At 71.2% G+C, this 25,949-nt stretch carries 24 protein-coding genes and 1 riboswitch; of the genes, 16 read left to right on the top strand and 8 right to left on the bottom strand.

The genetic code is table 11. The annotated features are described in order from the left end of the window. Positions 1-164: 164 nt before the first annotated feature. From EES42_RS15980 to EES42_RS15990, 3 genes are all read right to left on the bottom strand, one after another. Positions 165-788: a hypothetical protein gene (locus EES42_RS15980; RefSeq protein WP_124718896.1), complete on the bottom strand. Its 624-nt coding sequence runs from the start codon at positions 786-788 to the stop codon at positions 165-167. A gap of 78 nt (positions 789-866) precedes the next feature. Beyond that, positions 867-1,196, bottom strand: a complete 330-nt coding sequence (locus EES42_RS15985) for a hypothetical protein (RefSeq protein WP_124718897.1) — start codon at positions 1,194-1,196, stop codon at positions 867-869. Between the two features lie 126 nt (positions 1,197-1,322). After that, positions 1,323-1,793 carry a COG4315 family predicted lipoprotein gene (locus tag EES42_RS15990; protein WP_124718898.1) on the bottom strand — a complete coding sequence of 157 codons (471 nt, stop codon included), beginning with the start codon at positions 1,791-1,793 and terminating at the stop codon, positions 1,323-1,325. 215 nt (positions 1,794-2,008) lie between these two features. Between EES42_RS15990 and EES42_RS15995 the strand changes: the two genes are divergently transcribed. The 4 genes from EES42_RS15995 to EES42_RS16010 all read left to right on the top strand — a co-directional run bounded on the left by EES42_RS15995 (position 2,009) and on the right by EES42_RS16010 (position 5,480). Beyond that, a complete protein-coding gene (locus tag EES42_RS15995; RefSeq protein ID WP_124718899.1) occupies positions 2,009-2,947 on the top strand; it encodes a CHRD domain-containing protein in 939 nt (312 codons plus the stop codon). 87 nt (positions 2,948-3,034) lie between these two features. Then, a complete protein-coding gene (locus tag EES42_RS16000) occupies positions 3,035-4,033 on the top strand; it encodes a DUF1996 domain-containing protein (RefSeq protein WP_241196399.1) in 999 nt (332 codons plus the stop codon). 161 nt (positions 4,034-4,194) lie between these two features. After that, positions 4,195-4,767, top strand: coding sequence for a sigma-70 family RNA polymerase sigma factor (locus tag EES42_RS16005; RefSeq protein ID WP_072489594.1), 573 nt, complete (start codon positions 4,195-4,197; stop codon positions 4,765-4,767). Beyond that, positions 4,764-5,480, top strand: a complete 717-nt coding sequence (locus tag EES42_RS16010) for a zf-HC2 domain-containing protein (RefSeq protein WP_124718900.1) — start codon at positions 4,764-4,766, stop codon at positions 5,478-5,480. The genes EES42_RS16005 and EES42_RS16010 overlap by 4 nt, the downstream gene beginning before the upstream one ends. A gap of 117 nt (positions 5,481-5,597) precedes the next feature. Here EES42_RS16010 and EES42_RS16015 read toward each other — a convergent pair whose 3' ends face one another. Together EES42_RS16015 and EES42_RS16020 are read right to left on the bottom strand one after the other, a co-directional pair. Next, positions 5,598-6,983, bottom strand: coding sequence for a uracil-xanthine permease family protein (locus EES42_RS16015; protein WP_124718901.1), 1,386 nt, complete (start codon positions 6,981-6,983; stop codon positions 5,598-5,600). A gap of 315 nt (positions 6,984-7,298) precedes the next feature. Further along, a complete protein-coding gene (locus EES42_RS16020) occupies positions 7,299-8,531 on the bottom strand; it encodes an MFS transporter (RefSeq protein WP_124718902.1) in 1,233 nt (410 codons plus the stop codon). Between the two features lie 172 nt (positions 8,532-8,703). Between EES42_RS16020 and EES42_RS16025 the strand changes: the two genes are divergently transcribed. After that, the gene (locus tag EES42_RS16025; RefSeq protein WP_124718903.1) at positions 8,704-9,894 is read left to right on the top strand and encodes an ROK family transcriptional regulator; all 1,191 of its coding nucleotides are present in this window, start codon (positions 8,704-8,706) and stop codon (positions 9,892-9,894) included. Between the two features lie 93 nt (positions 9,895-9,987). On the opposite strand, the gene EES42_RS16030 is transcribed toward EES42_RS16025, so the two are convergent. After that, entirely contained in the window at positions 9,988-12,312 is a 2,325-nt protein-coding gene (locus EES42_RS16030) for a chitinase C-terminal domain-containing protein (protein WP_124718904.1), read from the bottom strand. A 268-nt stretch (positions 12,313-12,580) separates the two neighbouring features. Further along, positions 12,581-12,711: riboswitch (FMN riboswitch) on the top strand. A gap of 159 nt (positions 12,712-12,870) precedes the next feature. Between EES42_RS16030 and ribD the strand changes: the two genes are divergently transcribed. From ribD to EES42_RS16080, 10 genes are all read left to right on the top strand, one after another. Next, positions 12,871-13,971 (top strand): bifunctional diaminohydroxyphosphoribosylaminopyrimidine deaminase/5-amino-6-(5-phosphoribosylamino)uracil reductase RibD, encoded by a 1,101-nt coding sequence (gene ribD / locus EES42_RS16035; RefSeq protein WP_124718905.1) that lies wholly within the window; start codon positions 12,871-12,873, stop codon positions 13,969-13,971. Then, complete coding sequence (locus EES42_RS16040; protein WP_124718906.1) at positions 13,972-14,589, top strand: riboflavin synthase; 618 nt, start codon at positions 13,972-13,974, stop codon at positions 14,587-14,589. It abuts the gene before it with no gap. Continuing rightward, on the top strand, positions 14,586-15,230 hold the full coding sequence (locus tag EES42_RS16045) for a nicotinamide mononucleotide transporter family protein (RefSeq protein WP_124718907.1): 645 nt from the start codon (positions 14,586-14,588) through the stop codon (positions 15,228-15,230). Before EES42_RS16040 ends, EES42_RS16045 begins: the two co-directional genes overlap by 4 nt. Then, the gene (locus EES42_RS16050) at positions 15,227-16,525 is read left to right on the top strand and encodes a bifunctional 3,4-dihydroxy-2-butanone-4-phosphate synthase/GTP cyclohydrolase II (RefSeq protein WP_124718908.1); all 1,299 of its coding nucleotides are present in this window, start codon (positions 15,227-15,229) and stop codon (positions 16,523-16,525) included. The genes EES42_RS16045 and EES42_RS16050 overlap by 4 nt, the downstream gene beginning before the upstream one ends. Positions 16,526-16,555: 30 nt before the next feature. Further along, positions 16,556-17,041: a 6,7-dimethyl-8-ribityllumazine synthase gene (ribH, locus tag EES42_RS16055; RefSeq protein ID WP_124718909.1), complete on the top strand. Its 486-nt coding sequence runs from the start codon at positions 16,556-16,558 to the stop codon at positions 17,039-17,041. 34 nt (positions 17,042-17,075) lie between these two features. Next, positions 17,076-17,348: a phosphoribosyl-ATP diphosphatase gene (locus tag EES42_RS16060; RefSeq protein WP_018524273.1), complete on the top strand. Its 273-nt coding sequence runs from the start codon at positions 17,076-17,078 to the stop codon at positions 17,346-17,348. Positions 17,349-17,419: 71 nt separating this feature from the next. Next, on the top strand, positions 17,420-18,268 hold the full coding sequence (hisG, locus tag EES42_RS16065; protein WP_124718910.1) for an ATP phosphoribosyltransferase: 849 nt from the start codon (positions 17,420-17,422) through the stop codon (positions 18,266-18,268). A gap of 31 nt (positions 18,269-18,299) precedes the next feature. After that, entirely contained in the window at positions 18,300-18,764 is a 465-nt protein-coding gene (locus EES42_RS16070) for a PH domain-containing protein (protein WP_124718911.1), read from the top strand. Positions 18,765-18,950: 186 nt separating this feature from the next. After that, complete coding sequence (locus tag EES42_RS16075) at positions 18,951-20,300, top strand: hemolysin family protein (RefSeq protein WP_124718912.1); 1,350 nt, start codon at positions 18,951-18,953, stop codon at positions 20,298-20,300. Further along, positions 20,297-21,403: a hemolysin family protein gene (locus EES42_RS16080; RefSeq protein WP_124718913.1), complete on the top strand. Its 1,107-nt coding sequence runs from the start codon at positions 20,297-20,299 to the stop codon at positions 21,401-21,403. Before EES42_RS16075 ends, EES42_RS16080 begins: the two co-directional genes overlap by 4 nt. A 215-nt stretch (positions 21,404-21,618) precedes the next feature. On the opposite strand, the gene EES42_RS16085 is transcribed toward EES42_RS16080, so the two are convergent. Together EES42_RS16085 and EES42_RS16090 are read right to left on the bottom strand one after the other, a co-directional pair. Further along, positions 21,619-23,532, bottom strand: a complete 1,914-nt coding sequence (locus tag EES42_RS16085) for an AAA family ATPase (protein WP_206433481.1) — start codon at positions 23,530-23,532, stop codon at positions 21,619-21,621. 361 nt (positions 23,533-23,893) lie between these two features. Beyond that, positions 23,894-24,523, bottom strand: coding sequence for a uridine kinase family protein (locus EES42_RS16090; RefSeq protein WP_124718914.1), 630 nt, complete (start codon positions 24,521-24,523; stop codon positions 23,894-23,896). A gap of 198 nt (positions 24,524-24,721) precedes the next feature. Between EES42_RS16090 and EES42_RS16095 the strand changes: the two genes are divergently transcribed. After that, a partial coding sequence (locus EES42_RS16095) for a C39 family peptidase (RefSeq protein ID WP_124719383.1) occupies positions 24,722-25,949 on the top strand: 1,228 nt, incomplete at its 3' end.

Raw genomic sequence — 25,949 nt, forward strand, 5'->3', positions numbered from 1 at the left:
CGGCGCACGGCACCACCGCGCACCGCACCACAGAGCAAGGCCCGGCCTCCGCTCCCGTCCGGCCACCGGGGGAGCGGAGGCCTTCCGGCCTCCGGCACACGCGAAGAAGAGGGCCCGGCCGTTCCTCCCAGGAACGGCCGGGCCCTCCGCGAGGCCGGCGTCGATCAGGTGGTCGCCGCGCCGGCGGCCAACGGCTCCTTCTCGCCGAGGGCGAACGTCGACGTGATGGCGTCGAAGAGGTCGTACAGCGGCTCGGCGAGCGGGATGTTCGGGCTGAAGCAGGTGATGACCAGGACCCGCTCACCACCGGGAACCGGCACGAACGTGTGCGTCATCACCATCTTGTACGAGACACCGTCGGCGATCTCCGTCTCCTCGATGCCGGCCATCCGGCCGACCGGACCGACACCGGGCAGCGTCGCCGTCGTGAGGGTCCGGGTGGTGTTCTCGCGGCGCCGCCCGGTCGCCGAGAACTGCTCGGCGATGCCCTTGGCGGAGAAGTCCTCACCGGGCGGCGGCTTCACGCTGAACACCATGAGCCCGGCCATCAGCAGGCCGTCCTCGTACATGGCGGTGGTGCCCGCCGCATAGACGGCGCCGCGCCTGCGGGCGCCCTCCATGATGCGCCGCGCGCTGCGGAACGTGTGGTTGATGGCGTCCCGGGTCTCCTTCTGCGGAGCGTGCCGCAGCATCTCGGCGCGGCGCTCGGCGAGCGTGTCGCCGTGCAGGTCGTACTCCGTCCAGTTCTCCGGGATGGCGATCCCGAAGGTGTGCGAACCAGTGGTCATGGGACCGTGCTCCTCAGTTCGTTTCGGGCCGGGCTCGCTTCGGGCCGGGCCGACGGGGGGATCGATGAGGCCGTCGTCCTAGGACGGCCGGGCGGCTTTCCCGGCGGGCGGTGCGTCGCCGCCGCCCTTGCCGCCGCCTTCCTTCAGCGAGGAGCCCATCTTGGTGTCGAAATCCTCGAAAGCCTTCACGATGGCCGCGCAGGCCTCCTTGAGGTCCTTGCTGTTCCGCTTGAGCTGCACGCGCCCGTCCTTCCACGCGTCGTCGAAGTTGGTGCCGGGGCGCACCAGTGGCGGGCCGACGTCCTCGGGGTCGTAGCCCGAGGGCCGGGTGTCGATGAGATCCATCACCCGGCCCAGAAGTTCACCGAGACGCTGCACCTCGTCTCCCGGCATCTCGATCTCGGCCAAGGCTCCTCCCTTGTACGCGTCGTCCGGCGGGTATGTCCCGCCCCGCTCCAGGAACGACCGTGGACACGGGACGGTTCAACGGCCCGCCGGATCATGGGTGTACGGGAGGCGGAGCCGCAGGGAGGGTCACGCGGCCTTGCGGACGAGCTTGCCGTCGGGTGCCACGGCGAACCACTCGCCGTCCAGGCCCTGCCCGTTGACGTCACCGGGCGCCGTGTCACCGACGTAGTAGTACAGCGGCCAGTCCCCGTACGTCACGTGGACCGCACCCCCCGACTGCTTCGCCTCGCGCAGCAGCGACCTCCTGACGCCCTGGCCGGCGGTGGCGGGGGCGGGGCTGGTCAGCGCGGGCCATACGGCGATGCACTCCGCGTCGCAGTTGCTCGCGGCCTCCTTGTCCTTGGTGAAGGCGTACAGGGTGCGGCCCTTGCCGTCGACCAGGATGGAGCCGAGCCCGACGTCCGCCACGGTGACCTCGGTGCCGGGCGCGGTCCTGACCGGCCTCCTGCCGCCGCCGGTGTCGCCGTCGCTCCCGGTACCGCAGGCGACAAGTCCCAGGGCCAGGGGGATCGCGAAAAGAGCATTGCGTGCACGCATGGTGATGACCTCTCTCGTACGTCGTGAAACGCGACGGGGTGAGTGCCCCGTGCCCACACGTGCTGCCTGCCCTCCGGGTTCAGCGCGCGCCGCCCCTTGAGCCCTCCGGCCCCCGACGACGCGGATCGCGGGCGCGTTGAACCGCTCGGGCCGTCCGTCCGTTCGTCGACGCGAAGGGCCCGAACGCAAGCCCCACTCCCGGAAGGACGAAAGTCATGCGCAGGCTCACTGTTGCGGCGGCCGCCGCCGTGCTCGTCGCCGGTCTCACCGGTTTCGCAGGTACGACCCCGGCGTCGGCCGAGGACGGCCCCGACGCCGGGGGTTCCCGTGGCGCCGGAGTCTCACCGGCCACCGCCGAAGCGGCGCAGGCACCGGCCGTCTCCCTGGTCGCCCGGCTCACCGGCGACCAGGACGGGCCCACGGCGGGCGACCAGGACGGCAAGGCCGTCGCGCTGGTCAAGGTCAAGGGCGACCGCGTCACCTTCGCCCTCACCTGGAACGGCATCGGCAGGCCGACCCGCGGCCACCTCCACCGGGGCCGGCCCGGTAGCGACGGCGGGGTGAAGGCCGAGCTGTTCGGCACGGCCATGCCCGCCTCGGTAAACTCCGCCGCCGGGCAGACCTCGATGTCCTCCGCCGTGCTTGCCCGACAGCTGCGCACCGATCCCGGTGGCTTCTACGTCGACCTGCACTCCGAGGAGTTCCCCGGCGGCGCGGTGCGCGGCCGGCTCCGGATCCTGGAGAAGCCGGTGAACCCGCTCAGCATCATCAGGGGAGGAAAGCTGCGCGCGCTCGCGGACGGTGGTCAGGAAGTCCCGGGCGACGGCCCCGGCAAGGCGGGCGACCCGGACGGGCACAGCACCACGTTCCTGCACCCGAGGACGGACCGCGTCGACTACTCCATGGCGTGGGTGAACATCGGGGCGCCGCTGGCCGGACACATCCACGAGGGGGTGCTCGGCGAGAACGGCGACGTACGGCTCCCGCTGTTCGTCTCTCCCGTACCGAAGAACGTCTTCGCGATCTCCGGCAGCGTCAGCGTCCCCGACGCCGAGGTCATCGCACGCCTCAAGGGGAGCCCGACCGGCTTCTACTCGAACGTGCACACCCGGGAGTTCCCCGACGGCGCCGTACGAGGGCAGTTGTTCCGCTGACGCTCACCGGCGGGAGGCTGATGGAGGTTTCGCGGGTGGCCTGTGGGCAATCTTGATTGCCCCGGCCCCTGGTGACACCCTGCTTCCGTGCGGATCAAGCTGCCCTTCCCCAACTCCCTTCTGTTCTGGGGGATTCTGCCCGTGACGCTCGGGCTGGTCGTGTTCCTGGGCGTCATGACATTCGGCGCCGGCAGGGCCGCCACGGTGTCCGGCGCACCCGCCGACGACAAGTACGTGGACATCGGGACCGTTCTGCCGACGCGGGCGCCCGCAGCCGGACCCGACGCGTCCACCGGCTCGTACACCGTCGACTGCGGACGCAACGAACAGGGCCACTACAACATGGACAACTTCGTGATCTCCCCGGGCGTCGTGAACGGCGCCCACCACACCCACGACTACGTCGGCAATCTCTCCACCGACGCACTGTCCACCGACCGGAGTCTGGCCGCCGCCGACACCACCTGCGCGGGCGGCGACCGGTCCACGTACTACTGGCCGGTGCTGCGCCGCCTCGACCGCACCGGTGACGCCCACAAGGCCGGCGTCGGCGCCCACGGCAACACCGGCGAGGTCGTCACCGCCTCCTCGGTGAGGGTGGAGTTCCGCGGCAACCCGGTCAGCTCGGTCGTCGGCATGCCCCGCTTCATGCGGCTGATCACGGGCGACCCGGTCGCGGCCACCACGGACAGAGCGAACGTCCGTGCCCAGTGGGGCTGTTCCGGCTACCCGGACCGGTTCACCCAGAACTACGCGCGCTGCCCGCAAGGCAGCGGACCGACCCGCACCCTGGACTTCCCGAGCTGCTGGAACGGCCTCGCCACCGACAGCCCCGACCACCGCGCGCACGCACAGTTCCCCGCCGCCGACGGCACCTGCCCGCGGGCCACGTTCCCCGTGCCGCAACTCCGCGTCACCCTCACCTATGAACTCCCGGAGGGCACACCGTTCGCCGTCGACTCCTTCCCGGAGCAGCTGCGCGATCCGATCACCGACCACGCGATGTTCGTGAACGTGATGACCGGGGACCGCATGGCGGAGCTGGTGCGCTGCATCAACGAGGACCGGCAGTGCAAGTCCGGGTGAACGGGTCCTCGCACGACCCCCGGCAGTGCAAGTCCGGGTGAACAGGCCCTCGCACGACCCCTGGCCGGTCTGTGATTCAGCTCACATCCGCTCCGGATTGAACCGGTCCGGCACGCCGTCCGTGTTCAGCGCATCGGCCCAGGAGAGGACGGAGAGAATGGATGGCGGCATTGTGGTCCCGCAGTCGGCAGAGACAGGACACCGGTGACGAGGCCCTGATCCGGTCCCTCTACGAGGAACACGGCAGAGCCTTGCTCGCGTACGCACAACGCCTGACCGGCGATCGCAGCGCCGCTGAGGACGTGGTCCAGGAAACCCTGATCCGGGCCTGGAAACACCCGGACGCGCTGGTCAACGGCAAGGGCTCGGTGCGTGGCTGGCTGCTCACCGTGGCCCGCAACATCATCACGGACCGGTACCGGGCCAAGGCCGCGCGCCCCACGGAGGTCGCCGAGTCGGTGACCACCCAGCCGGTCGAGCAGGACCACGCGGACGCCGTGGTCGACTCGATGGTCGTCATGGAGGCGCTCGACCGGCTCTCCCCGGACCACCGGGACGTGCTCATGGAAATCTACTTCCAGGGCAGGAGCGTAGCCGAGGCGGCGAACAGACTCGGGATACCACCCGGGACGGTCAAGTCCCGGTCACACTATGCGTTGAAGGCCCTGCGGGACATGTACGCGGACAGACCGAAGGCAGTGAAGCTGGTGGCGTTGAAGGGGGTGGCGGTGTGAGCACCAAGGAACATGACAGCGAACTGCTCGGCGCCTACGTCCTCGGCACGCTCGATGAGCAGGAGGTGCGAACCGTCGACGAACACATGGCGTCGTGCCAGAAGTGCCGCGACGAACTGGACGGGCTGCGGGACATGGAGTCCGCGCTCGGCGAAGTGCCCCCGGAGGCGTTCCTCGACGGGCCCCCGGAAGGCGGTGACCTGCTGCTCCAGCGCACGCTGAGGCAGGTCCGCAGCGAACGCGCCGGGCAGACGCTGCGGCGAAGAGCGGTCCTGGGCGCGGTCGCGGCGGTCGCGGCGGCAGCCGTCCTCGGCGGCGGCGTCCTGATCGGCCAGAACACCGGCGAACGCACCCACGAGGCGACGCCCCCGGCCCCTTCGGTCGCGGCGACCGTGCCACCGGCTCAGCCGGGCGGCATGAAGGTCGTCGAGGGCCGCAGTGCCTCGACCGGCAGCGAGATGAGGCTCCGGGTGACCCCGGCCGTCGACTGGATCCGCCTCAACGTCTCGGCCATGGGCATCCCGGCGGGCGAGCGCTGCCGCGTGGTGGTCGTCGCGAAGGACGGCAGCCGCGAGATCGCGGGCAGCTGGCTCGTCGCCGACGAGAAGAAGGGGGCCAACCTCGACGGCTCGGCGGCCGTCCCCCTGGACGACGTGGACAAGGTCGTGATCGAGAACGACCAGGGCAAGGAGTACGTGTCCGTCGAGGTCTGAACCCCGCGGGCCCGGACGTGGACCGCGACCTGCCGGGTGGCGTACGGACCGGTGCGGCGAACAGATCAGTGAGGCCATTCCCCATCGGAACGGCCTCACTGATGGCGGCGCCTGCGATCACGATCCGCCCGGCACGCCCCGGTCGTACCCGGCATTGTCCGGTTCGAGGAGCGGGGGCTCGTCCGTCATGCGGGCGGGGGCCATGACGCGCAGGGCGTGGTAGCCGATGAGGACGATCAGCGTCCCCAACGCGATGCCGCTGAGCTGGAAGTTGTCCGTGAGCTTCAGGCTCACATTGCCGATGCCGACGATGAGACCCGCGGCCACCGGCACCAAGTGCAGGGGGTTGGAGAGGTCGACCCGGGCACGGACCCAGATCTGGGCGCCCAGCAGGCCGATCATGCCGTAGAGGATGACCGTGATGCCGCCGAGGACACCGCCGGGAATGGCGGCCACGACGGCACCGAACTTGGGGCAGAGCCCGAAGAGGATCGCGAAGCCCGCCGCGCACCAGTAGGCAGCGGTCGAATAGACACGGGTGGCGGCCATGACACCGATGTTCTCGGCGTACGTGGTGGTCGCGGGGCCGCCCACGGACGTCGACAGCACGGTCGCCGCGCCGTCGGCCATGATCGCCGTACCGAGCCGGTCGTCGAGCGGCTCGCCCGTCATCTCGCCGACCGCCTTGACGTGTCCCGCGTTCTCGGCGACGAGGGCGATGACGACGGGCAGGGCGACCAGGACGGCCGAGAGCGAGAAGCTCGGGGCATGGAAGTCGGGAAGGCCGATCCAGTCCGCCTTGGACACGCCCGAGAGGTCCAGGCGCCAGTGGTCGACCGACTCGGCGCCGCCCGCGGGGGAGTGGATCTTGCCGAACACGCGGTCGAAGACCCATGAGGCGGCGTACCCGAAGGCCAGCCCGAGGAAGATCGCGATACGGGACCAGAAACCGCGCAGCACGACCAGGGCGAAACCCGTGAACAGCATGGTCAGAAGCGCTGTCCACTGGTCCTGGGGCCAGTAGGTGCCGGCGGTGACCGGCGCCAGGTTGAACCCGATCAGCATGACCACCGCACCTGTGACCACCGGAGGCAGCACCGCGTGGATGATGCGGGCCCCGAGCGCCCGGACGACCGCACCGCACAGGAAGAGGACCGCGCCGACGACCAGCAGGGCGCCGGTGAGGGTCGCCGCGTCACCCCCCTGTGTGCTGATGACGGCGGCGACACCGATGAACGAGAGGCTGCTGCCCAGGTAGCTCGGGATATGGCCCCGGGTGATCAGCAGGAAGAGAATGGTGGCCACGCCGGAGGCCATCACGGCGAGGTTGGGGTCGAGCCCCATCAGGACGGGGGCGACGAAGCAGGCTCCGATCATGGAGACCACGTGCTGCGCGCCGAGACCGACCGTGCGCCCCCAGGTGAGCCGCTCGTCCGGCCTCACGACCTCACCCGGTGCGAGGCTCTTGCCGTCGCCGTGCAGCTTCCAGCCGAAGCCCGCCATGGTCTTGCTCCTCGATGTGTAGCTGGGGTGGTGCTGCGATCCGCCGGCCGGACCGGGGTCCGATGGCTGCTCGTTGACTAGCGGAACACGCAGTTCCGGCGCATGCCGACAGGACGGGCCATGAGGGTGGGGATCCGGCCCGCGTCGCCATGCTCTGCGGCCTTGAGGGCTGCGTCGCCGCCGCGGAAATGAGCAGCGTCATGGTAATGCCCGGCCGCGGAGTGTTCGCGGCCGGGCCGGGCCTACTGAGCACGGACGGCGCAGGTGAGGCGGGGTGCCGGGGGTGACGCACCGGCCGTCCGCCGGTGCGAGGGATCAGGGACGCGGCTCGGCGGCCGCCGGGCCCGGTGCACCCGCGTCCGAGGCCGGCACCGCCCGGCGGTCGCCCGCCCGCAGCACCCCCGCCCCCAGCACCAGGCCGAACGCCAGCACCGTCACCAGGCTGAACGACACGACCAGCGAGGTCGCCTCGGCCAGCGAGCCGATCGCGGACGGGGCGATCAGCCCGGAGGTGTACGTGATGGTGGCGACGCCCGCGATCGCCTGGCTCGGGTTCGGACCGCTGCGCCCGGCCGCCGCGAAGGCGAGCGGTACGACCACGGCCACACCGAGGCCGAGGAGCCCGAAGCCGCACATCGCCAGGGCCGCGTTCGGCGACGCGACCACGAGCAGCCCGCCGAGCGTCGCGAGGGCCCCGCCGACCCGTACGGTCCGGACCGCGCCGAAGCGGTCGACGACCTTGTCGCCGGCGATCCGGGCGACCGCCATGGTCAGCGCGAACGCGGTCGTGGACGCCGCGGCGAGCCCCGCGGAGGTGTCCATGATGTCCCGCAGGTACACCGCCGACCAGTCCAGACTGGCGCCCTCCGCGAACACCGCGCAGAAGCCCACCGCACCGATGATCAGCGCCGACTTCGGCGGCAGCGTGAAGCGCGGCGGCGGCTCCTCGTCCGGTTCGCTGCGCAGATCCAGTACGCCCTGGCAGGCGATCAGGCCGAGCGCGGTGAGCACGAGGGCGGCCAGCGTGTGGTGCAGCCGGGCGTCGGCGCCCAGATGCGCGGCCACCGTGCCCGCCGCCGAACCGATCAGGGCGCCCACGCTCCACATCCCGTGCAGCCCGGACATGATCGACTTGTCGAGACGGTTCTCCACCTCGACGCCGAGGGCGTTCATCGCCACGTCCGACATGCCGGCCGTGGCCCCGTACACGAAGAGCGCGGCGCACAGCGTCAGCAGGTTGGGTGCCAGCGCGGGCAGGACCAGCGCCAGCGTCCACAGGGCGAGCAGCCCGCGCAGCGCGGTCCGGGCGCCGAAGCGATGGCTGATCGCGCCGGCCAGCGGCATCGCGAGCGAGGCGCCGATCGCCGGGAAGGCGAGGGCCAGACCGAGCTGGCCGGCGCTGACCCCGGCGTGGTCCTGGATCCAGGGCACCCGGGTGGCGAAGCTGCCGGTCACCGCGCCGTGCACGGTGAAGACCGCGGCGACGGCGAACCTGGCCCGCCTCACCTGCGCCATGCCGAAGCCCGCGTCTGTGGAATCCGCTGTCATACCGCCGTGCCCTCCCCTGGGAGATTCTCTCGGAACCCACTGTCTCCAGGGTCCCGGTGCCCGTCTCCACGGTGCGCGCAGTAAACTATCAGGAACCCTGCCTGATAAATAGTGTGCCTGTGCGTCCAGTACGCCGGCGATCAGTGCGTCAGCGATCTGGAAGGATCCCGGCATGCCCGCATCACCGAGCACCGCACGGGCCATCAACGACCGGCTCGCCCTGCGACTGCTCCAGCAGGACGGCCCGCTGACGGCCACGCAGCTGAAGACCCTGACCGGCCTCTCCCGGCCCACCGTCGCCGACCTCGTCGAACGGCTCCAGGGAGCCGGTCTGATCAGGGTCGTCGGCGAGACCGGTGCCGAGCGCCGCGGCCCCAACGCCCGGCTGTACGGGATCGCCGCCGACCGCGCCCATCTCGCCGCGCTCGACGTACGCACCCGCAGCGTCGCCGTGGTCGTCGCCGATCTCATCGGCACCACGCTCGCCGAGGCCACCCTGCCCATCGGCAGCGACACCGACACCGAGGCCGCCGCCGAACGGGCCGCCGCGCTCCTGGAGCGCACCGCGCGCGAGGCCGGTGCCGGTCCGCTGCACAGCGTCGGCATCGGCGCACCCGGGCTGATCGACCCGGTCACCGGCGAGCTGCGCGACACCAGCGGGCTGCCCGCCTGGCACCGGCGGCTGGTGCGGGTGCTCCAGCAGCGGCTGCCCGCGACCGTGCTGGTCGAGAACGAGACCAACCTTGCCGCGGTCGCCGAACACCGCGGCGGAGCGGCCACCGACCGCGACACCTTCGTGCTCTTCTGGCTCGGCCACGGCGTCGGCGCCGCCGTCATGCTGGACGGGAAGCTGCGCCGGGGAGCCTCCGGCGGAGCGGGTGAGATCGGCTTCCTGCCGGTGCCCGGCACGGCCGGTGCGCCGTCCGCGCTCAACTGCGACGGCGGCTTCCACTCCCTGGTCGGCTCCGCCCCGGTCTGCGAACTGGCCGCCGGCCACGGCATCGCCGTGCCCCCGGGCGCGGCCGAGGGCGACAAGGAACCGGGAGCCGCGTCGGCCGTGCGGGCCGCGCTGGCGGGGGAGGGGGACCACGAGGCGTTCCTGGACGCCCTCGCCGAGCGCCTCGCGCTGGGCGCCGCCGCCATCGCCGCGGTCCTCGACCCGGGCTGTGTGCTGCTGGCGGGCGAGGTCGGCCACGCGGGCGGAGCCGCGCTCGCGGCACGGGTCGAGGAACGGCTGACCCGGATGTCTCCGCTGCGCACCGAGGTCAGGGCCGGGCGGCTGGGCGGCGCGGCGGTGCTCCGCGGCGCGCTGCTCGCCGCCCGGGACGCGGCCCAGGACGAGCTGTTCACGCGGGCCGGGTAGGTCTTCGAACACCGGCCGAGCAGGTCTTCGAACAAGGGGGAGCCCGGCGGTGACCGGGGCGATCCGGTCACCGCCGGGCGGTACGGGGGGAGGTCAGCAGGCCCCGAGGTCCTGCCAGACACCCCAGTCACCGGTGGAGCCGGGCTCCTCGCCCTTCGTCCACCACTTGGCCTTCCACTGGTGCGTGCCGTGGGCGACGGTCGTACCGGCGCCGTACTCGGATCCGGCGCTCCAGGCGGGCGCGGTGCAACCGCCGCCGCCGGGCGTCGGGTCAGGCGACGGCGTCGACGTGCCCGTGCCGGGGTCGACCAGGGTCGTGCCGCGCGCCAGGTCGGCGGCGAGGGCGTACGACTTGCCGCCGAAGGTCACCGTCCAGTTCGACGGTGTGGAGGTGGGCAGGTAGTAGACGAAGTCGACCTGGACCGAGGCGCCGGGAGCCAGGCTCTGCCAGGCCGGCAGCTTCAGCGAGACCCGGTTGTAGTCGCCCTTGAGCCCGCCGATGTTGTCGGCGGCGGTGTGATCGCTGCGCACGATCGTCGTGCCGAAGCCCGACTGGTCCTTGGCGTTGGCCGGTGCGGAGGTCGAGTAGTCGAACCGGAACTCCGTGGCGCCGGGCAGGGTCGCCTTCGTGTTGTTGGTGATCCTCAGCTTGGGACTGATCGGGTAGTTGGAGTCACCGAGCGGGAACTGGTCGAAGGACACGTCGATGTCGAGCGCCTCGGTGGGCAGATCGACGGTGGACCGCTTCGCGCCGTAAGGGGTGGCCGACTTGAACTTGTCGTACATCGCCGAAGTGAGCGTCGAGCCCGGCCCGTACTGTCCATTGGCGGCGTCCCAGCCGTAGTCGCCGGCGAGCTCCCAGATCATGGTGCCGCCGATGCCCTTGTCGACCACGTAGTCGGCCTTCGCGGCGACCGACTGCTCGTCCTCGGTGGACAGGAAGACCTTCTTATCGGCGTTCCAGAGCCAGGGCGCGACCAGCGTCGAGTCGTATTTGCGGGCATAGGTGCCGGTCAGCTTGGTGCCGGCGGGGAATCCGTAGTCGGTGACGTAGTCGCCGACGATGCCCTTCTCCAGGTTCTTCGCGTGCCACATCGGGTTGGAACCGGCCGGTGATTCCTTGCCGTTCGTGTCCAGGTCGTGCCAGAGGTTGTCGATCCCGACGGCGCCGTCACCGCACTTGGTCAGGCCCGCGCCGGCCGGGCAGTCGGTGGTGGCGGCCCGGCCCCACAGACCGTCCGTGCCGCCCTGCACGTTCTTGAAGCCGCGGGTGTAGTAGGGCAGGCCGATGTTGATCCGGCCGGACGGCATCGAACCGCGGAAGTAGTGGTACGCCCAGTCGGTGTTGAGGTAGCCGGTCCCGCCGTACTGCGAGGTCGAGTAGACGCTCGCCTGGGCGAGTTCGGCGTCCTTGCCGTCGTCGAAGAGCGCGGCGTTGGGCCCGACGTACTCGTTCCAGGCGCCGTGCAGGTCGTACGACATGATGTTGACGTAGTCCAGGTACTTCTGGACCTGGAAGGTCTCCATTCCGCGCAGCAGGTAGCCGGACGAGGGCGCGGCCACGCTCAGCAGGTAGTGGGTGCCGTCGGCGGCGGACGCCCGGTCGAGCTTCTCGCGCAGGGTCTTCATCAGCGCGGCGTAGCCCTTGACCAGACCGGCCCGGCGCGCGTTGGAAAGCGTCCGGTCCAGCGGGTTGCCGGCGTCCTTCATGGTCGTCGGGTACTCGTAGTCGATGTCGACGCCGTTGAAGCCGTACTTCTTGACGAACGCGACGGCCGAGTCGGCGAAGGTGTTGATACCCGCCTGGTTGACCGAACCGTCGGCGTTGGTCGCCATCGAGTAGAAGCCGCCGGAGTCCACCCGCTTCCCGCTGTCGTCGAAGTAGCCGCCGGTCTCGGCCCAGCCGCCCACCGACACCATGGTCTTCACGTTCGGGTGCTTCTTCTTGAACTTGCTCAGCAGGTTGAAATGGCCCTTATAGGGGAGATCCGGGTCCATCTCGGCGCCCGCGACCCCCGGCCAGGTCATGCCGGTGGAGGCGTTGTCCGGGCCGTCGGCGCCTACGGAGAGCTTGTTGCCGCCGTCGACATGGGCGAACGCGTAATTCAAATGGGTGACTTTGTCCCAGGGGATGTCGGGGACGAGATAAGCGGGCTTGCCGTCCTTGCCGGTCCGCCAGTCGGTGAAGTATCCGATGACCCGCCGCTGGTGGTCGGCGCCCATCTTCTCGCGGCCCTCGGTGTCGTAGACGGAGCAGTAGGGGACGGCGACACCGGGTGTCTCGTAGAGCCCGTCGGGGCGACAGGACTCCTGGTCGGCGGCGGCCGACGGGGTGGCGGCGAGCGAGCCCATCAGCAGACCGGCGACGGCTACGCCGGCTGCGAGCAGGGTGGCTCTCGCACGAGTGGGGGACAGCACGTTCGGTTCCTCCCGGGGAGGTTCGGCAGAACACAACTGGCAAAGGGGTGGGTCGTGTCGGTGCCCCGGATGTGCGCACATCGCGGGGCCGCTCCTCGGAGGTGACGCAGAGATTAAAAGGACTAGACCAGTGCGTCAATAGGTCTGGACCTTTAAGCGTCAACTTCCTTCACCGGGCCGTCGGCCGGAGGCTCCCTGTGAGCCAGTCCACAGACACTCACCCGCATGGCCCACCGCCGGGCGTGGCACACTGATCGTGTACCAGCAGCAGCGCACTCCGGGGTCGGTGCAATTCCGAACCGGCGGTTATAGTCCGCGACCCGTCCGCATCCAGCGGCCGGTTGACCAGGTGAGATTCCTGGACCGACGGTTAAAGTCCGGATGGGAGGCAGTGCGCGGCGGGCCGTTTCGCGGGTACGCCGCCGTCGGCGGATGGTTTTCGGGCAACCGATCCATCCGTGTTTTCCGGCTTTTCCGGCGTTCCCCCGTGGCGTTCCCGCTTCATCTGTCGTCATCGACAGGCCCCGGAGTCCGTGCCCGAAGAGGCAGGAGGACCCGGTGGACACCGCAGCCGACATCACCGCCATGCGCCGTGCGATCACGCTCGCCGCCCGCGGTCTCGGCTCCACCAGCCCCAACCCCGTCGTCGGCTGCGTCATCCTCGACGCCGCGGGCCACCGGGCCGGAGAAGGCTTCCACCAGCGGGCCGGCGGACCGCACGCCGAGATCCACGCCCTGCGCGCCGCGGGCGAGAGGGCCCGGGGCGGCACCGCCTACGTCACTCTCGAACCCTGCAACCACACCGGCCGCACCGGCCCCTGCGCCCAGGCGCTCATCGAGGCCGGCCTCGCCCGCGTCGTCTACGCCGTCGGCGACCCGGACCCGCAGGCCACCGGCGGTGGCGACACCCTGCGCGCGGCCGGGATCAAGGCCGAGCAGGGGCTCCTCGCGGACGAGGCCGAGGCGGGCAACGCGGCCTGGCTCACCTCGGTGCGCCTGGGCCGCCCGTACGTCCTGTGGAAGTACGCGGCGACCCTGGACGGCCGGATCGCGGCCGCCGACGCCACCAGCCGCTGGATCACCTCCGCCGAGTCCCGTGCCGACGTCCACCGGCTGCGCGCCGAGGCCGACGCCGTGGTGGTCGGCTCCGGCACCGCCCGCACCGACGACCCGCAGCTCGGCGTACGCGGCATCGAGGGCGCCGTGCAGCCGCTGCGGGTGGTCGTCGACACCGGCGCCACCGCCGTACGCCCCGGCGCCCGGGTCCTGGACGACACCGCGCCCACCCTGGTCGCCGTCGCCGAGGACGCCGACACCGGACACCTGCCCGAAGCCGCCGTCCTGCGGCTGCCGCGCGCCGCCACCGGCCCCGGCCTGGACATCCCCGCCCTGCTCCGTGCCCTGCACGGGCGCGGCATCCGCTCCGTACTCCTCGAAGGCGGCCCGACCCTGGCCGGGGTCTTCGTCGCCGCGGGAACGGTCGACAAGGTCGTCGGCTATCTCGCCCCCGTACTCCTCGGCGCAGGCCCCGCGGCCCTCGCCGACGCCGGAATCTCCACCATCGCCGAGGCGTTGCGCCTCGACGTGACCGAGACCGTCCGCATCGGCCCCGATCTGCGCATCACCGCCGTCCCCGGCCCTGCCCGGAAGGGAAACTGAGTGTTCACCGGAATTGTCGAAGAACTGGGTGAAGTCACCGCCGTCGAGAAGCTCGCCGACGCCTCCCGCTTCCGCCTGCGCGGCCGAGTGGTCACCGAAGGCGCCAAGCACGGCGACTCCATCGCCGTCAACGGCGTCTGCCTCACCGTCGTCGACCTCGGCGACGGCGAATTCACCGCCGACGTCATGGCCGAGACCCTCGACCGGTCCAGCCTCGGCGCCCTGGACACCGGCTCCCGGGTCAACCTGGAACGCCCCATGGCGGTCGGCGGCCGGCTCGGCGGACACATCGTCCAGGGCCATGTCGACGGCACCGGGCGCATCGTCGAGCGCAGGATCTCCGAGAACTGGGAGATCGTGAAGGTCTCCCTGCCCGCGCACCTGAGCCGCTACGTGGTCGAGAAGGGCTCGATCACCGTCGACGGCGTCAGCCTCACCGTCGTGGACGCCGGAACCGACTACTTCACCATCAGCCTCATCCCCACCACCCTCGCCCTGACCACGCTCGGCATCAAGGAGCCCGGCGACCCGGTCAACCTGGAGGTGGACGTCATCGCGAAGTACGTCGAGCGGCTGCTCGGCAACACCGCGCGGGAACCCGGGGAGCCGGTCCGGTGACCGCCCTGCACTGGCTGAACTCGGAGGCGTTCACCGTCTTCGGGCAGCACATCATCTGGTCCGACATGATCGGCAACACCGTCGGTCTGATCGCCCTGACCCTGGGCTGGCTCCGCTCGATCTGGACCTGGCCCGCCCAACTGCTGTCCGGCGTCGTCCTGGTCGCCGCCAACGCCTCCGTGCACCAGGCGGGCAGCGTCGGCAAGCAGCTCGTCGTCATCGCCGTGGCCGTCTGGGGCTGGCAGCAGTGGACCCGGGGCCGGCAGCAGGCCCAGGACGGCTCCATCGCCGTACGGTTCGCCACCTGGCGCGAGCGCGGCTACCTGCTCGGCGGCGCCGCCCTCGGCACCCTCGCCGTCGGCGGCCTGTTCACCGCGTTCCCCTCGCTCTCCTGGAGCCCCTGGGCGGACGCGTACATATTCGCCGGCACGCTCGTGGCGATGCTCGCCCAGGCCCGCGGCATGGTCGAGTTCTGGTTCGCCTGGCTGCTGGTCGACCTGGTCGGCGTACCGCTGAACTTCCACAGCGGGCTCGCCTTCTCCGGTCTCATCTACGTCGTGTACGGCGCCCTGGTCCTGTGGGGCATGCGCGACTGGTGGCTGCGTTCGCGGACACCCGCTCTGGAAGGAGCCACGGCATGACTGCCCAGCCCACCTGGTTGCACCGGGAACCCCCGGGCGCCGCGGAGGACCTCCGCCTCGACCCCGTCGAGCAGGCGATCCGGGACATCGCCGCCGGACGGCCCGTCGTGGTCGTCGACGACGAGGACCGGGAGAACGAGGGCGACCTCGTCATCGCCGCCGAGAAGGCCACCCCCGAGATCGTCGCGTTCATGATGAGCGAGTGCCGCGGCCTGATCTGCGCACCCATGGAGAACGACGAGCTGGAACGGCTCGAACTCCCGCAGATGGTCGACCACAACACCGAGTCGATGCGCACCGCGTTCACCGTCTCCGTCGACGCGTCCGCCGCCCACGGCGTCACCACCGGCATCTCAGCCGCCGACCGGGCCACCACGCTGCGGCTGCTGGCCGGCGGCGAGGCGGGCCCCGGCGACTTCGTACGGCCCGGCCACATCTTCCCGCTCCGCGCCCGCTCCGGCGGCGTACTGGTCCGCGACGGCCACACCGAAGCCGCCGTCGACCTCGCCCGGCTCGCCGGACTGCGGCCCGCCGGGGCCATCGTGGAGATCGCCGGCGAGGACGGCGTGATGCTGCGGCTGCCCCAGCTCGTCCCGTTCGCCCGCAAGCACGGCCTCACGATCATCTCCATCGAGGACCTGATCGCCTACCGCCGCAGCTCCGAGCCGACCGTCCGCCGCGAGGCCGAGGTACGGCTGCCGACGGCCTTCGGCGCGTTCACCGCGTACGGCTACCGCTCCACCGCCGACGGCGTCGAGCACGTCGCCCTCGTCCACGGCGACCTCGGGGACGGTGACGACGTCCTGGTCCGGGTCCACTCCGAGTGCCTGACCGGCGACATCTTCCAGTCCCAGCGCTGCGACTGCGGCCCCCAGCTGCACGCGTCCATGCGCCGGATCACCGAGGAGGGCCGCGGTGTCGTCGTCTATCTGCGCGGCCACGAGGGCCGGGGCATCGGCCTGCTGTCCAAACTGCGCGCCTACGAACTCCAGGAGCGCGGCATCGACACCCTCGACGCCAACCTGGAGCTCGGCCTGCCCGCCGACGCCCGGGACTACGCGGCCGGCGCCCAGATCCTCAAGGACCTCGGTGTGCACAGCCTCCGGCTGATGACCAACAACCCCGACAAGACGGCCGCGATCCTGCGGCACGGGCTCGCCGTCACCGGTCGCGAGCCGATGCCCGTCCAGGCCGGCGAACACAATCTGCGCTACCTGCGCACCAAGCGCGACCGCATGGGGCACGACCTGCCCTGGCTCGACACCGCCACGGCGTCGACCTGCGGCAACCAGTAACGAATCACGGAAACGAGCGGCAGGAGAGACATGAGCGGCAAGGGCGCACCCGAACTGTCCGTACGCAACTGCGGTGACCTGCGCGTGGCGGTCGTCGCCGCGCAGTGGCACGAGAAGATCATGGACGGTCTCGTCGACGGCGCCCTGCGCGCCCTGCACGAACTCGGCATCGACGAGCCGACCCTGCTCCGGGTGCCCGGCAGCTTCGAACTCCCGGTCGTCGCCAAGGTCCTCGCGGGCCGCGGCTATGACGCGGTCGTCGCCCTCGGTGTGATCATCCGCGGCGGCACCCCGCACTTCGAGTACGTGTCCCACGGCGTCACCAACGGCCTCACCCAGGTCGCCGTCGACACCGGCGTCCCGGTCGGCTTCGGCGTACTCACGTGCGACACGGAGGAGCAGGCGCTCGACCGGGCCGGCCTCGAAGGGTCCAACGAGGACAAGGGGCACGAAGCGGTCACCGCGGCCGTCGCCACCGCTGCCACGCTGCGCACGGTCAGCGAGCCCTGGCGCTGAGCACAGGGCACCGACCCCGTACTCTAAGACCATCATGGCGAACAAAACCTTCGAAGAGCTCTTCGCCGAGCTGCAGCTCAAGGCCGCCAACGGCGACCCCTCCACCTCCCGTACCGCCGAGCTCGTGGACAAGGGCGTCCATGCCATCGGCAAGAAGGTCGTCGAGGAGGCCGCCGAAGTCTGGATGGCCGCCGAGCACGAGAGCAAGGACGCCGCCGCCGAGGAGATCTCCCAGCTGCTGTACCACGTCCAGGTGATGATGGTCGCCCGCGGGATCTCGCTCGACGACGTCTACGCCCACCTCTGAGCACCACCCCCGCACCACGTACGTCCGCACATCCGCACCGGCACTCCCTCCTCGCAAAGGAACCTGACCTCATGCTGCGCATCGCCGTCCCCAACAAGGGTTCACTCTCCGGGCCTGCGATGGCGATGCTCCATGAGGCCGGCTACCAGCAGCGCAAGGAGTCCAAGGAACTCGTCCTCGTCGACCCCGAGAACGAGGTCGAGTTCTTCTACCTGCGGCCGCGCGACATCGCGATCTACGTCAGCTCCGGCCGGCTCGACATCGGCATCACCGGCCGCGACCTGCTGCTGGACTCCGGCGCGGACTCCGAGGAGATCCTCCAGCTCGGCTTCGCCCGCTCCACCTTCCGCTACGCCACCAAGCCCGGCACCGCCCAGGGCCCGCAGGACTTCGACGGCATGACGATCGCCACCTCCTACGAGGGCATCGTCGCCAAGCACCTCGCCGACGTCGGCGTCAACGCCTCCGTCGTCCACCTCGACGGCGCCGTCGAGACCGCCATCGAACTCGGTGTCGCCCAGGTCATCGCCGATGTCGTGGAGACCGGCACCAGCCTGCGCAACGCCGGACTCGAAGTCATCGGCGAGCCGATCATGCAGTCCGAGGCCGTCGTCATCCGGCGCACCGGCGCACCCGACGACGACCCCAAGGTGCAGCAGTTCCTCCGCCGCCTCCAGGGCGTCCTGGTCGCCCGCTCCTACGTGATGATGGACTACGACTGCCGCGTCGAGCACCTGGAGCGCGCGGTCGCCCTCACCCCGGGCCTGGAGTCGCCGACCATCTCGCCGCTGCACCACGAGGGCTGGGTCGCCGTCCGTTCCATGGTCGCCGCCCGGGAGGCCCAGCGGATCATGGACGATCTGTACGACCTCGGCGCCCGCGCCATCCTCACCACCGCCATCCACGCCTGCCGCCTCTGACGGCCGGCCGCCCGGAAGACAGAAGAACACCATGTCCGCCCCCGCACCCCGGCCCGAACTCCCCACCCTCCCGGTCACCTTCCGGCCGACCCGGACCCGGGTGGTCCTGCTGAGCGTGGGGGCGGTGATGTTCCTCGTCATCACCGCCGTCGCGCTGACCCTGGAGCAGCTGAGCCCGGGGGAGCGGGCCAGTTTCGTCTTCACGGCGCTGCTGTTCTTCGGGGTGCTCGCGCTGCTCAGCCGCCCGAAGGTCGTCGCGAACGAGGACGGGGTGACCGTGGTCAATCTCACCCGGACGCGCCGGCTGTCCTGGGCGGAGATCCTCCGGGTCAACCTGCGCGTCGGCGACCCCTGGGTCTTTCTCGACCTCAGCGACGGGACCAGCATGCCCGCCCTCGGCATCCAGCCGGGAATCGCCAAGCAGCAGGCCATCCGCGACGCCCGGACGCTGCGCGCCCTCGCCGAGAGGCACGGCACCGGAACGGACATCGGCTGAGCCCCCTGCCCCGTGCGGCCTCTTCTTGATTACTCTGGAGGGCGGCGGTGCCCCTGCGCACCCCGCCCCGCACCCAGAGGTCCACGAGACCGGCGGGGCTTTCCTGCGACCCAAGGAGTGACTCCTTCCAGCAATGGACGGATCGTCCGGTAGTACCTGCGCCGCCCCTTCCCCGGAGGCGGCGGCATGACCACCCCCCTGCTGCTTCTCAGCGCGGCATTCCTTCTCATCCTCGCCAACGGATTCTTCGTGGCAGCCGAATTCGGGCTCGTCACGGTCGAGCGGCCGGACGCCGAGCGCGCCGCCGCCGAGGGCGACCGGCGGGCCCGTACCGTCGTCGAAGCCCTGCGAGAACTCTCCTTCCAGCTCTCCGGCACCCAGCTGGGCATCACCATCACCTCACTGGTCGTCGGCATGCTCGCCGAACCGGCGCTCGCCCAGCTGCTGGACGGCCCGCTCACCGCGACCGGGCTGCCCGACGGTGCCGTCCCCGGCATCAGCGTGGTGATCGGGATGATGGTGGCCTCCGCCGTCCAGATGGTGATCGGTGAACTCGTACCGAAGAACTGGGCGGTCTCCCGGCCGCTCCAGGTCGCCCGGTTCGTCGCCGGCCCCCAGCACCGTTTCTCCGCCGTGTTCCGGCCGGTGATCAGCCTGCTGAACACCGTGGCCAACCGGCTGGTGCGGCTGCTGGGCGTCGAGCCCACCGACGAACTGGCCTCCGCCCGTACCCCTGGGGAGCTGGTCTCCCTGGCCCGGCACTCGGCCGAGGCCGGCACCCTCGAACAGGACACCGCGGACCTCTTCGTACGGACCCTGTCGCTCGCCGGACTCACCGCCCAGCACGTCATGACCCCACGGGTGAAGGTGAGCGCCCTGCAGTCCTCGGCGACCGCACAGGACGTCCTCAACCTCACCCGTGCCACCGGCCTCTCCCGCTTCCCCGTCTACCGGGAACGCATCGACGAGGTCGTCGGCATGATCCACCTCAAGGACGCACTCGCCGTGCCCGCCCAGGACCGGCTGCGCACCCCGGCCGGACGGATCGCCGTACCGCCGCTGCTGGTCCCCGAGTCCCTGCCCGTCGAACAACTGCTCCAGCGGCTGCGCAACGAGCAGCCGATCGCCGTGGTGGTCGACGAGTACGGCGGCACCGCCGGAGTCGTCACCCTGGAGGACATCATCGAGGAGCTCGTCGGTGAGGTCAGGGACGAGCACGACGCCGAGGGCGCCGACCGGCCCGAGCTGGCCCCCGCCGCCCCGGAGGACGGCCGCCCGGCCTGGGACGCCGAGGGCAGCTGCCGGGTCCTCACCCTGCGCCGGATAGGACTCGACGTCCCCGACGGACCGTACGAGACCGTGGCCGGACTCGTCGCCGATCTGCTGGGACGGATCCCCGCCCCCGGCGACCGGGCCGAGCTGCCCGGCTGGCGGATCTCCGTCCGCCAGGTCGGCCACTACCGGGCCGAGAAGGTCCGCTTCGTCCGCACGGCCGAGGCCCCGGCGGCCCAGGACCTCCTGGAGGCCGTGCGATGAGCCTGGTCCAACTGCTCTTCGCCGCACTCCTCGTGCTGGCGAACGGCTTCTTCGTCGGCGCCGAGTTCGCCCTCGTCTCCGTACGGCGCAGCCAGGTCGAGCCCCTCGCGGCGGCCGGTTCGGGCCGGGCCCGCCAGGTGCTGTACGGGCTGGAGAACCTGCCGCAAATGATGGCAGCCGCCCAGTTCGGCATCACCGTCTGCTCACTGACCCTCGGCGCCGTCGCCGAACCGACCGTCGCCCAGCTGCTGGAGCCGGTCTTCCAGGCGGTCCACCTGCCCGAGGGCCTCATCCACCCGCTCGGCTACGTCCTGGCACTCGTCTTCGTGGTCTTCCTCCACCTCGTCATCGGCGAGATGGTCCCGAAGAACCTCGCGATGGCGGCGCCGGAGAAGACCGCGCTCTGGCTCAGCCCCGGCCTCGTCGGCTTCGCCCGCGTCTGCCGCCCGGTCACCGTCGCGCTGGGCGCCTGCGCCCGGCTGGTGCTCAGGATCTTCGGCGTCGAACCGAAGGACGAGGTCGAGGCCGTCTTCACCAGCGAGCAGCTCAACCGGCTCGTCGAGGACTCCGGCCAGGCCGGACTGCTGGAGCCGGAGGCGCAGGAGCGGCTGGAGGACGCGCTGGAGCTGGGCAGCAGGCCCGTCACCGATGTGCTGCTCAGCCGGGCGTCCCTGGTGACCGTGGACCCGTCCGTCACTCCGCACCGGATCGAGGAGCTGACCGTACGCACCGGCTACTCGCGCTTCCCCGTATGCGCGGAGGGCGGCGGTCCGTTCATGGGCTACCTGCACGTCAAGGACGTGCTGGACCTGGAGGACGGCGAACGGGCCGTCCCCCAGCACGTATGGCGCCCGATGGCGACCGTACGGGCCGAACTGCCCCTGGACGACGCCCTGACCGTGATGCGCAGGGCGGCCACGCACCTGGCACAGGTCGCCGACGCGTCCGGCCGGATCCTCGGCCTGGTCGCCATGGAGGACGTCCTGGAGATGCTCGTCGGCGAGGTGCGCGACCCGGCCCACCGGATCGCGGTGCCGCGCCGGGCGGCGGAACCCGCGGGCACCACGACCGGCTACGGCGAACTCACCGCAGCGGTCCGCTAGGGTCTTTCGTTCGGATCAGGCCGGATCAGGGAGCGGGGTCCGGTGTCGTGCATCGCAAGGCGGAGCCGAGAGCTTGGGGAAGGAGCGCCGGCGACCGACGACAACGCGGCGAGGTGCGGCACCGGGCACGCGAGCCCGGCAGGATCCAAACGAGAGGCCCTGGACGCAATCGCTGCCGGAGGGGCCGTCGCCCGGTCCCTCCGGCAGACCGGGCCTCACAGGGCCGGCGGCTCCTGCTGCCCCCGGTCCACCGGCCCCCGGCCGGACAGTACCTCGCCGTACGCCTGCATCAGGTCCGGCAGCCGCAGCGTGGCCAGATCGTCCCGGCTCGGCACGGCCGCGTAGCCGGAGAGCCGAAGATCGCGGTAGGCGCAGCTCTTCTCGTACAGGGTGCGCAGGAACCGGCCGTTGCCCAGCTCGTCGATCCAGCCCTGCTCGACCACATGGCCGCTGATGGAACGCAGCTCGTCCAGGGACTCCTCGTCCCACGCGTCGCCGTTCTCCGCCGCCAGCACCTCACCGATCGAGGTGAGCTCCAGTGGCCGGTAGCTCGGGAAGTCCACCCGGGTGGTGAAGCGGGAGGAGAGCCCCGGATTGGTGGCCAGCAGCCGGTCCATGCCCTCCGGATAGCCCGCGAGAATGACGACCAGGTGGTCCCGGTTGTCCTCGGCACGCTTGAGGAGGACCTGAAGGGCCTCGTCGCCGTACGCGTCGCCCTTGCTGTAGCCGCTGTTGGCGAGGCTGTACGCCTCGTCGACGAAGAGCACCCCGCCGAGCGCCGAGTCGATCAGCTCATTGGCCTTGACCGCGGTCTGGCCGAGGAACTCGCCCACCAGATCGGCCCGTTGGGCCTCGACCAGATGGTCGCCGCCGAGCAGCCCCAGCGCGTAGAAGACCCGGCCCAGAATCCGGGCCACCGTGGTCTTGCCGGTGCCGGACGGGCCCGAGAAGACGAAATGGCGCTTCGGCGGCTGCACGGGAAGCCCCTGGCCGGCCCGCAGCCGCGCCATGTTCAGCTGCGCGGACAACGCCTTGACCTGGCGCTTCACCGGCTCCAGCCCCACCATCCGCTCCAGCTCGGCCAGCGCCTCGGCGAGCAGCACCGGATCGCTGGGCCCGGCCGGGAACGGGGACGCCGGCTGACCGGGCGCCGCCGCCCTGCGCCGCGTCCCGCCGGACGGCGGCGGCATCCCGACGTCCACGAAACCGGGCACCTCACCGCCGGGCCGCAGCTCCCGCCCGTCCACCGGATCGGCGCCGAGCAGCGGATCCGCGTCCGGCTGCGCCTCCGAAACGGTGCCGTCGGTGCCGAGCCCGGCCAGCGACACGGCGGCCAGGCCGGCCGCCTCGTCGGAGCCCTCCAGGCCGTCGTAGTCCGCGATCGCCGCGAGCCGCGCCGAGGTGTCCATGAACGCGGGGTCGATCCGGTGCACCGCCCGGTAGAGCGGCAGGGCGGCGGCGCTGCGACCGGTGCCCTCGTGCGCACGGGCCAGCCAGTAGCGCAGCTCCTTGCGCTGCGGCTGCTCGCTGCGGCAGCGCATCAGCGCGGTCGAGAGCAGCGGCTCGGCCTGCCCGTACATCTCCAGACGCACCCGGGCCATGCCACCGAACAGCCCCGCCTCGATGCCCAGCAGCGGATCGTCCACCAGCTGCTCGGTGTTGCGTACGAGCTGCTCCCAGTCCTTGACCAGGTACGAGCGGCAGGCGTGCAGAAAGCGCACCTGCGGGTCGGTGTCCACCGGCGGCAGGCCCGCGAGCGCCCGGTCCAGCTCGGGAACGTGGCGGCCGTCCAGCCAGTGCGAGGCGTGCGCCAGCAGCAGGTCCCGTGCGCTCTCCAATACCGGCTGAACCCACCAGCCCAGCCAGTACCAGGAGTTGAGCGTGCGCCGGTGCCGGGTGCGCTGCTCGCCGAAGCGCTCGCGATGGCGGTACATGTGCAGCAGCGCCGCGGTCGTGTCGACCCTCAGCGCGTGGAGGCCGAGCCAGCCGTCCGCCATGCCGGGATCGAGCCGGACCGCTGCCCTGAACTCCTCCTCGGCCTGTGGGTAGGCGCCCATGGTGTAGGCGTCCACGCCGCGCAGCCAGGCGAGGTCGGCCGGGGCCTGTGCGCCCTGCGTGCCGATGTCCATCTGGTCCCCCACAAACCGTGCCCCCAGGATGTCCCGCCGCACGATTCTGCCCACCCGGGCGCGCCGAATCACTTTGCCACGGACGGGAATTGACCGCACCGAGAGGCATCGTACCTGCGCAGGGAGTGTGCGACTAAGAGCGCCGCAGGCCGAAGGGAGACCGTGACCCAGGGTGAGCGGAATCCGTCGGACGGGTGTGGGGGAGGGGGCGCGAGGGCAGAACGAAGCCCCCGATCACGGGGGAACAATCGGGGGCTTCGCGTCTTTGGGGGCTCCGAAAAGCCGCACATTGAGAACGTAAGACCTGTACCGCCCCCGGGTCAAGCGGAGTTGAGGTACTTGCGGGGCGATTTCTCACCATTCAGTACGACGGCGCCACGTGCTCACGGTCCGTGACGGAATGGTTCGTTCCTGCTGCTGTTCCAGGTCCCTCCAGCAACTCGTATCCCACCGGCAACTGCCGCACCAGAGTGTCCGCGTGCGAACGGGAAGGGTCGGCCGAGAAGTGCTCCGCCTCGGCCGCCGTCCACCCGTCCCAGAACTCCGAGAGCGCGGGCCCGTCCCTGCGGCGGCCGCGCTCCCAGGACCGTGCGGCCGGCAGGTCCATCCACAGCAGCCGGGCCAGGTGCGGCCGCAGCGCCCGGCGGCCGGCCCCGACGCCCTCGATCAGGACCACCGGCGCGGGCTCCAGGTCGCGCGGTGCCCCGAAGCCCCGCGCGGTCCAGTCGTACGGCGCGTACCGCGCGCACTCGCCGCGCTCCAGTGGTGCGAGCACCTGCTCCCGCAGCCGGTCCACCCAGGTGAAGAAGGAGTCGTGCGTGGCCACGTCGTCCAGGTGCAGGACGGGGGCGTCACCGAGCGCGGCGGCCAGGCGGGCGGCGAAGGTGCTCTTCCCCGAGCCCGCGTGGCCGTCGACGGCGATCAGCCGGACCGGTCCGCAGGACGGCGCCAGGGTGCGCAGCCGCCGGGCGAGGAGCGAGAGGTCGTTCATGGCCACCAGCCTACGAGCCGGTCCCGGGCGGACGCCGTCCGCGTCCGCGGCAGCCGCAGGTCACGCCAGTGGACCAGACCAATATTGGTTCATCGGTACGAGCCGAATCGCTGGCCGGACCCGGCCACGACCCGCGATAGTTGGCGCACTGTCGTGCACATCGCAGCCCCATTCCGCTTACGACCGGGGGTCTCGCCCATGAACAGACCGACCTCACGCAGGACCGTGCTGACCGCCGCGATCGCGGCAGCGGCCGCCGCCGGAGCGGTGTCGTCCGCCGGTTCCGCCGTCGCCGCCGTTTCCTCCGCCGCCCCGCCCCACGCCCCTTCGGCCGAGGCTCCCGCCGTGGACAACCGCTTCTGGCACACCTACACCGACTGGCGTGGCGGCTCCGGCGCCGGGACGCGGGTCGTCGCGGGCCGCCGCCCCGGGCTGGTGATCGGCCATGCCGCGGGACGCACCGACTACACCGACCCGCACACCGGTACGACCGCCACCTGGGAGTACGCGACCTGGACCTCCCCGGTCCACCGCTCCTCGGTCCCGGCGACCGAGGTGATCGCCTCCTGGAACGCGCGGACCCCGGCGGGCACCTGGATCCAGATCGAGCTCCAGGGGCGCTACTCGGACGGCGCCCCGACGCCCTGGTACGTGATGGGCCGCTGGGCCGCGGGCGACGGCGACATCCGCCGTACATCGGTCGACGACCAGAGCGACGGCAAGAGCTCGATCTGGACCGACACCTTCTCGGTGGACGACGCGGCGAGCGGACTGCGACTGGTCTCCTACCGGCTGCGGCTCACCCTGTACCGCACCCCGGGCAGCCGGCTGACGCCCACCGTCCGGCGGATCGGCGCAATGGCCTCCGATGTGCCGGACCGCTTCACCGTCCCGGCCGGCACCCCCGGCCTGGTCCGCGAGCTGCGGGTGCCTCGCTACTCGCAGAACGTCCACGCGGGCCAGTACCCCGAGTACGACAATGGCGGCGAGGCCTGGTGCAGCCCCACCTCCTCGCAGATGATCATCGAGTACTGGGGCCGTCGGCCGACCGCCGAGGACCTCGCCTGGGTCAAGCCCGGCCTGGCCGACCCGCAGGTCTGTCACGCCGCCCGGTTCACCTACGACTACCAGTACGAGGGCTGCGGCAACTGGCCGTTCAACGCCGCGTACGCCGCGACGTACGACGAGATGAGCTCGGCGGTGACCCGGCTGGGCTCGCTCAGGGACCTGGAGACGCTGATCCGCGCGGGCATCCCGGCCATAACGTCGCAGTCCTTCCTCAAGGAGGAGCTGACCGGCGCCGGGTACGGGACCTCGGGCCATCTGATGACCGTGATCGGCTTCACCGAGGACGGCGACGTCATCGCGAACGACCCGGCCTCGCCGGACAACGAGGCGGTGCGCCGGATCTACAAGCGCCGGGAGT

The sequence above is a fragment of the Streptomyces sp. ADI95-17 genome, assembly GCF_003846175.1.
In the GTDB taxonomy this organism is placed as follows: domain Bacteria; phylum Actinomycetota; class Actinomycetes; order Streptomycetales; family Streptomycetaceae; genus Streptomyces; species Streptomyces sanglieri.

Coding starts and splice junctions, on each gene's coding strand:
- EES42_RS15980 (WP_124718896.1), bottom strand. CDS start 788: ATGACCACTGGTTCGCACACCTTCGGGATCGCCATCCCGGAGAACTGG.
- EES42_RS15990 (WP_124718898.1), bottom strand. CDS start 1,793: ATGCGTGCACGCAATGCTCTTTTCGCGATCCCCCTGGCCCTGGGACTT.
- EES42_RS15995 (WP_124718899.1), top strand. CDS start 2,009: ATGCGCAGGCTCACTGTTGCGGCGGCCGCCGCCGTGCTCGTCGCCGGT.
- EES42_RS16005 (WP_072489594.1), top strand. CDS start 4,195: ATGGCGGCATTGTGGTCCCGCAGTCGGCAGAGACAGGACACCGGTGAC.
- EES42_RS16015 (WP_124718901.1), bottom strand. CDS start 6,983: ATGGCGGGCTTCGGCTGGAAGCTGCACGGCGACGGCAAGAGCCTCGCA.
- EES42_RS16020 (WP_124718902.1), bottom strand. CDS start 8,531: ATGACAGCGGATTCCACAGACGCGGGCTTCGGCATGGCGCAGGTGAGG.
- EES42_RS16025 (WP_124718903.1), top strand. CDS start 8,704: ATGCCCGCATCACCGAGCACCGCACGGGCCATCAACGACCGGCTCGCC.
- EES42_RS16050 (WP_124718908.1), top strand. CDS start 15,227: ATGACTGCCCAGCCCACCTGGTTGCACCGGGAACCCCCGGGCGCCGCG.
- ribH (WP_124718909.1), top strand. CDS start 16,556: ATGAGCGGCAAGGGCGCACCCGAACTGTCCGTACGCAACTGCGGTGAC.
- EES42_RS16060 (WP_018524273.1), top strand. CDS start 17,076: ATGGCGAACAAAACCTTCGAAGAGCTCTTCGCCGAGCTGCAGCTCAAG.
- hisG (WP_124718910.1), top strand. CDS start 17,420: ATGCTGCGCATCGCCGTCCCCAACAAGGGTTCACTCTCCGGGCCTGCG.
- EES42_RS16070 (WP_124718911.1), top strand. CDS start 18,300: ATGTCCGCCCCCGCACCCCGGCCCGAACTCCCCACCCTCCCGGTCACC.
- EES42_RS16075 (WP_124718912.1), top strand. CDS start 18,951: ATGACCACCCCCCTGCTGCTTCTCAGCGCGGCATTCCTTCTCATCCTC.
- EES42_RS16080 (WP_124718913.1), top strand. CDS start 20,297: ATGAGCCTGGTCCAACTGCTCTTCGCCGCACTCCTCGTGCTGGCGAAC.
- EES42_RS16085 (WP_206433481.1), bottom strand. CDS start 23,532: ATGGACATCGGCACGCAGGGCGCACAGGCCCCGGCCGACCTCGCCTGG.
- EES42_RS16090 (WP_124718914.1), bottom strand. CDS start 24,523: ATGAACGACCTCTCGCTCCTCGCCCGGCGGCTGCGCACCCTGGCGCCG.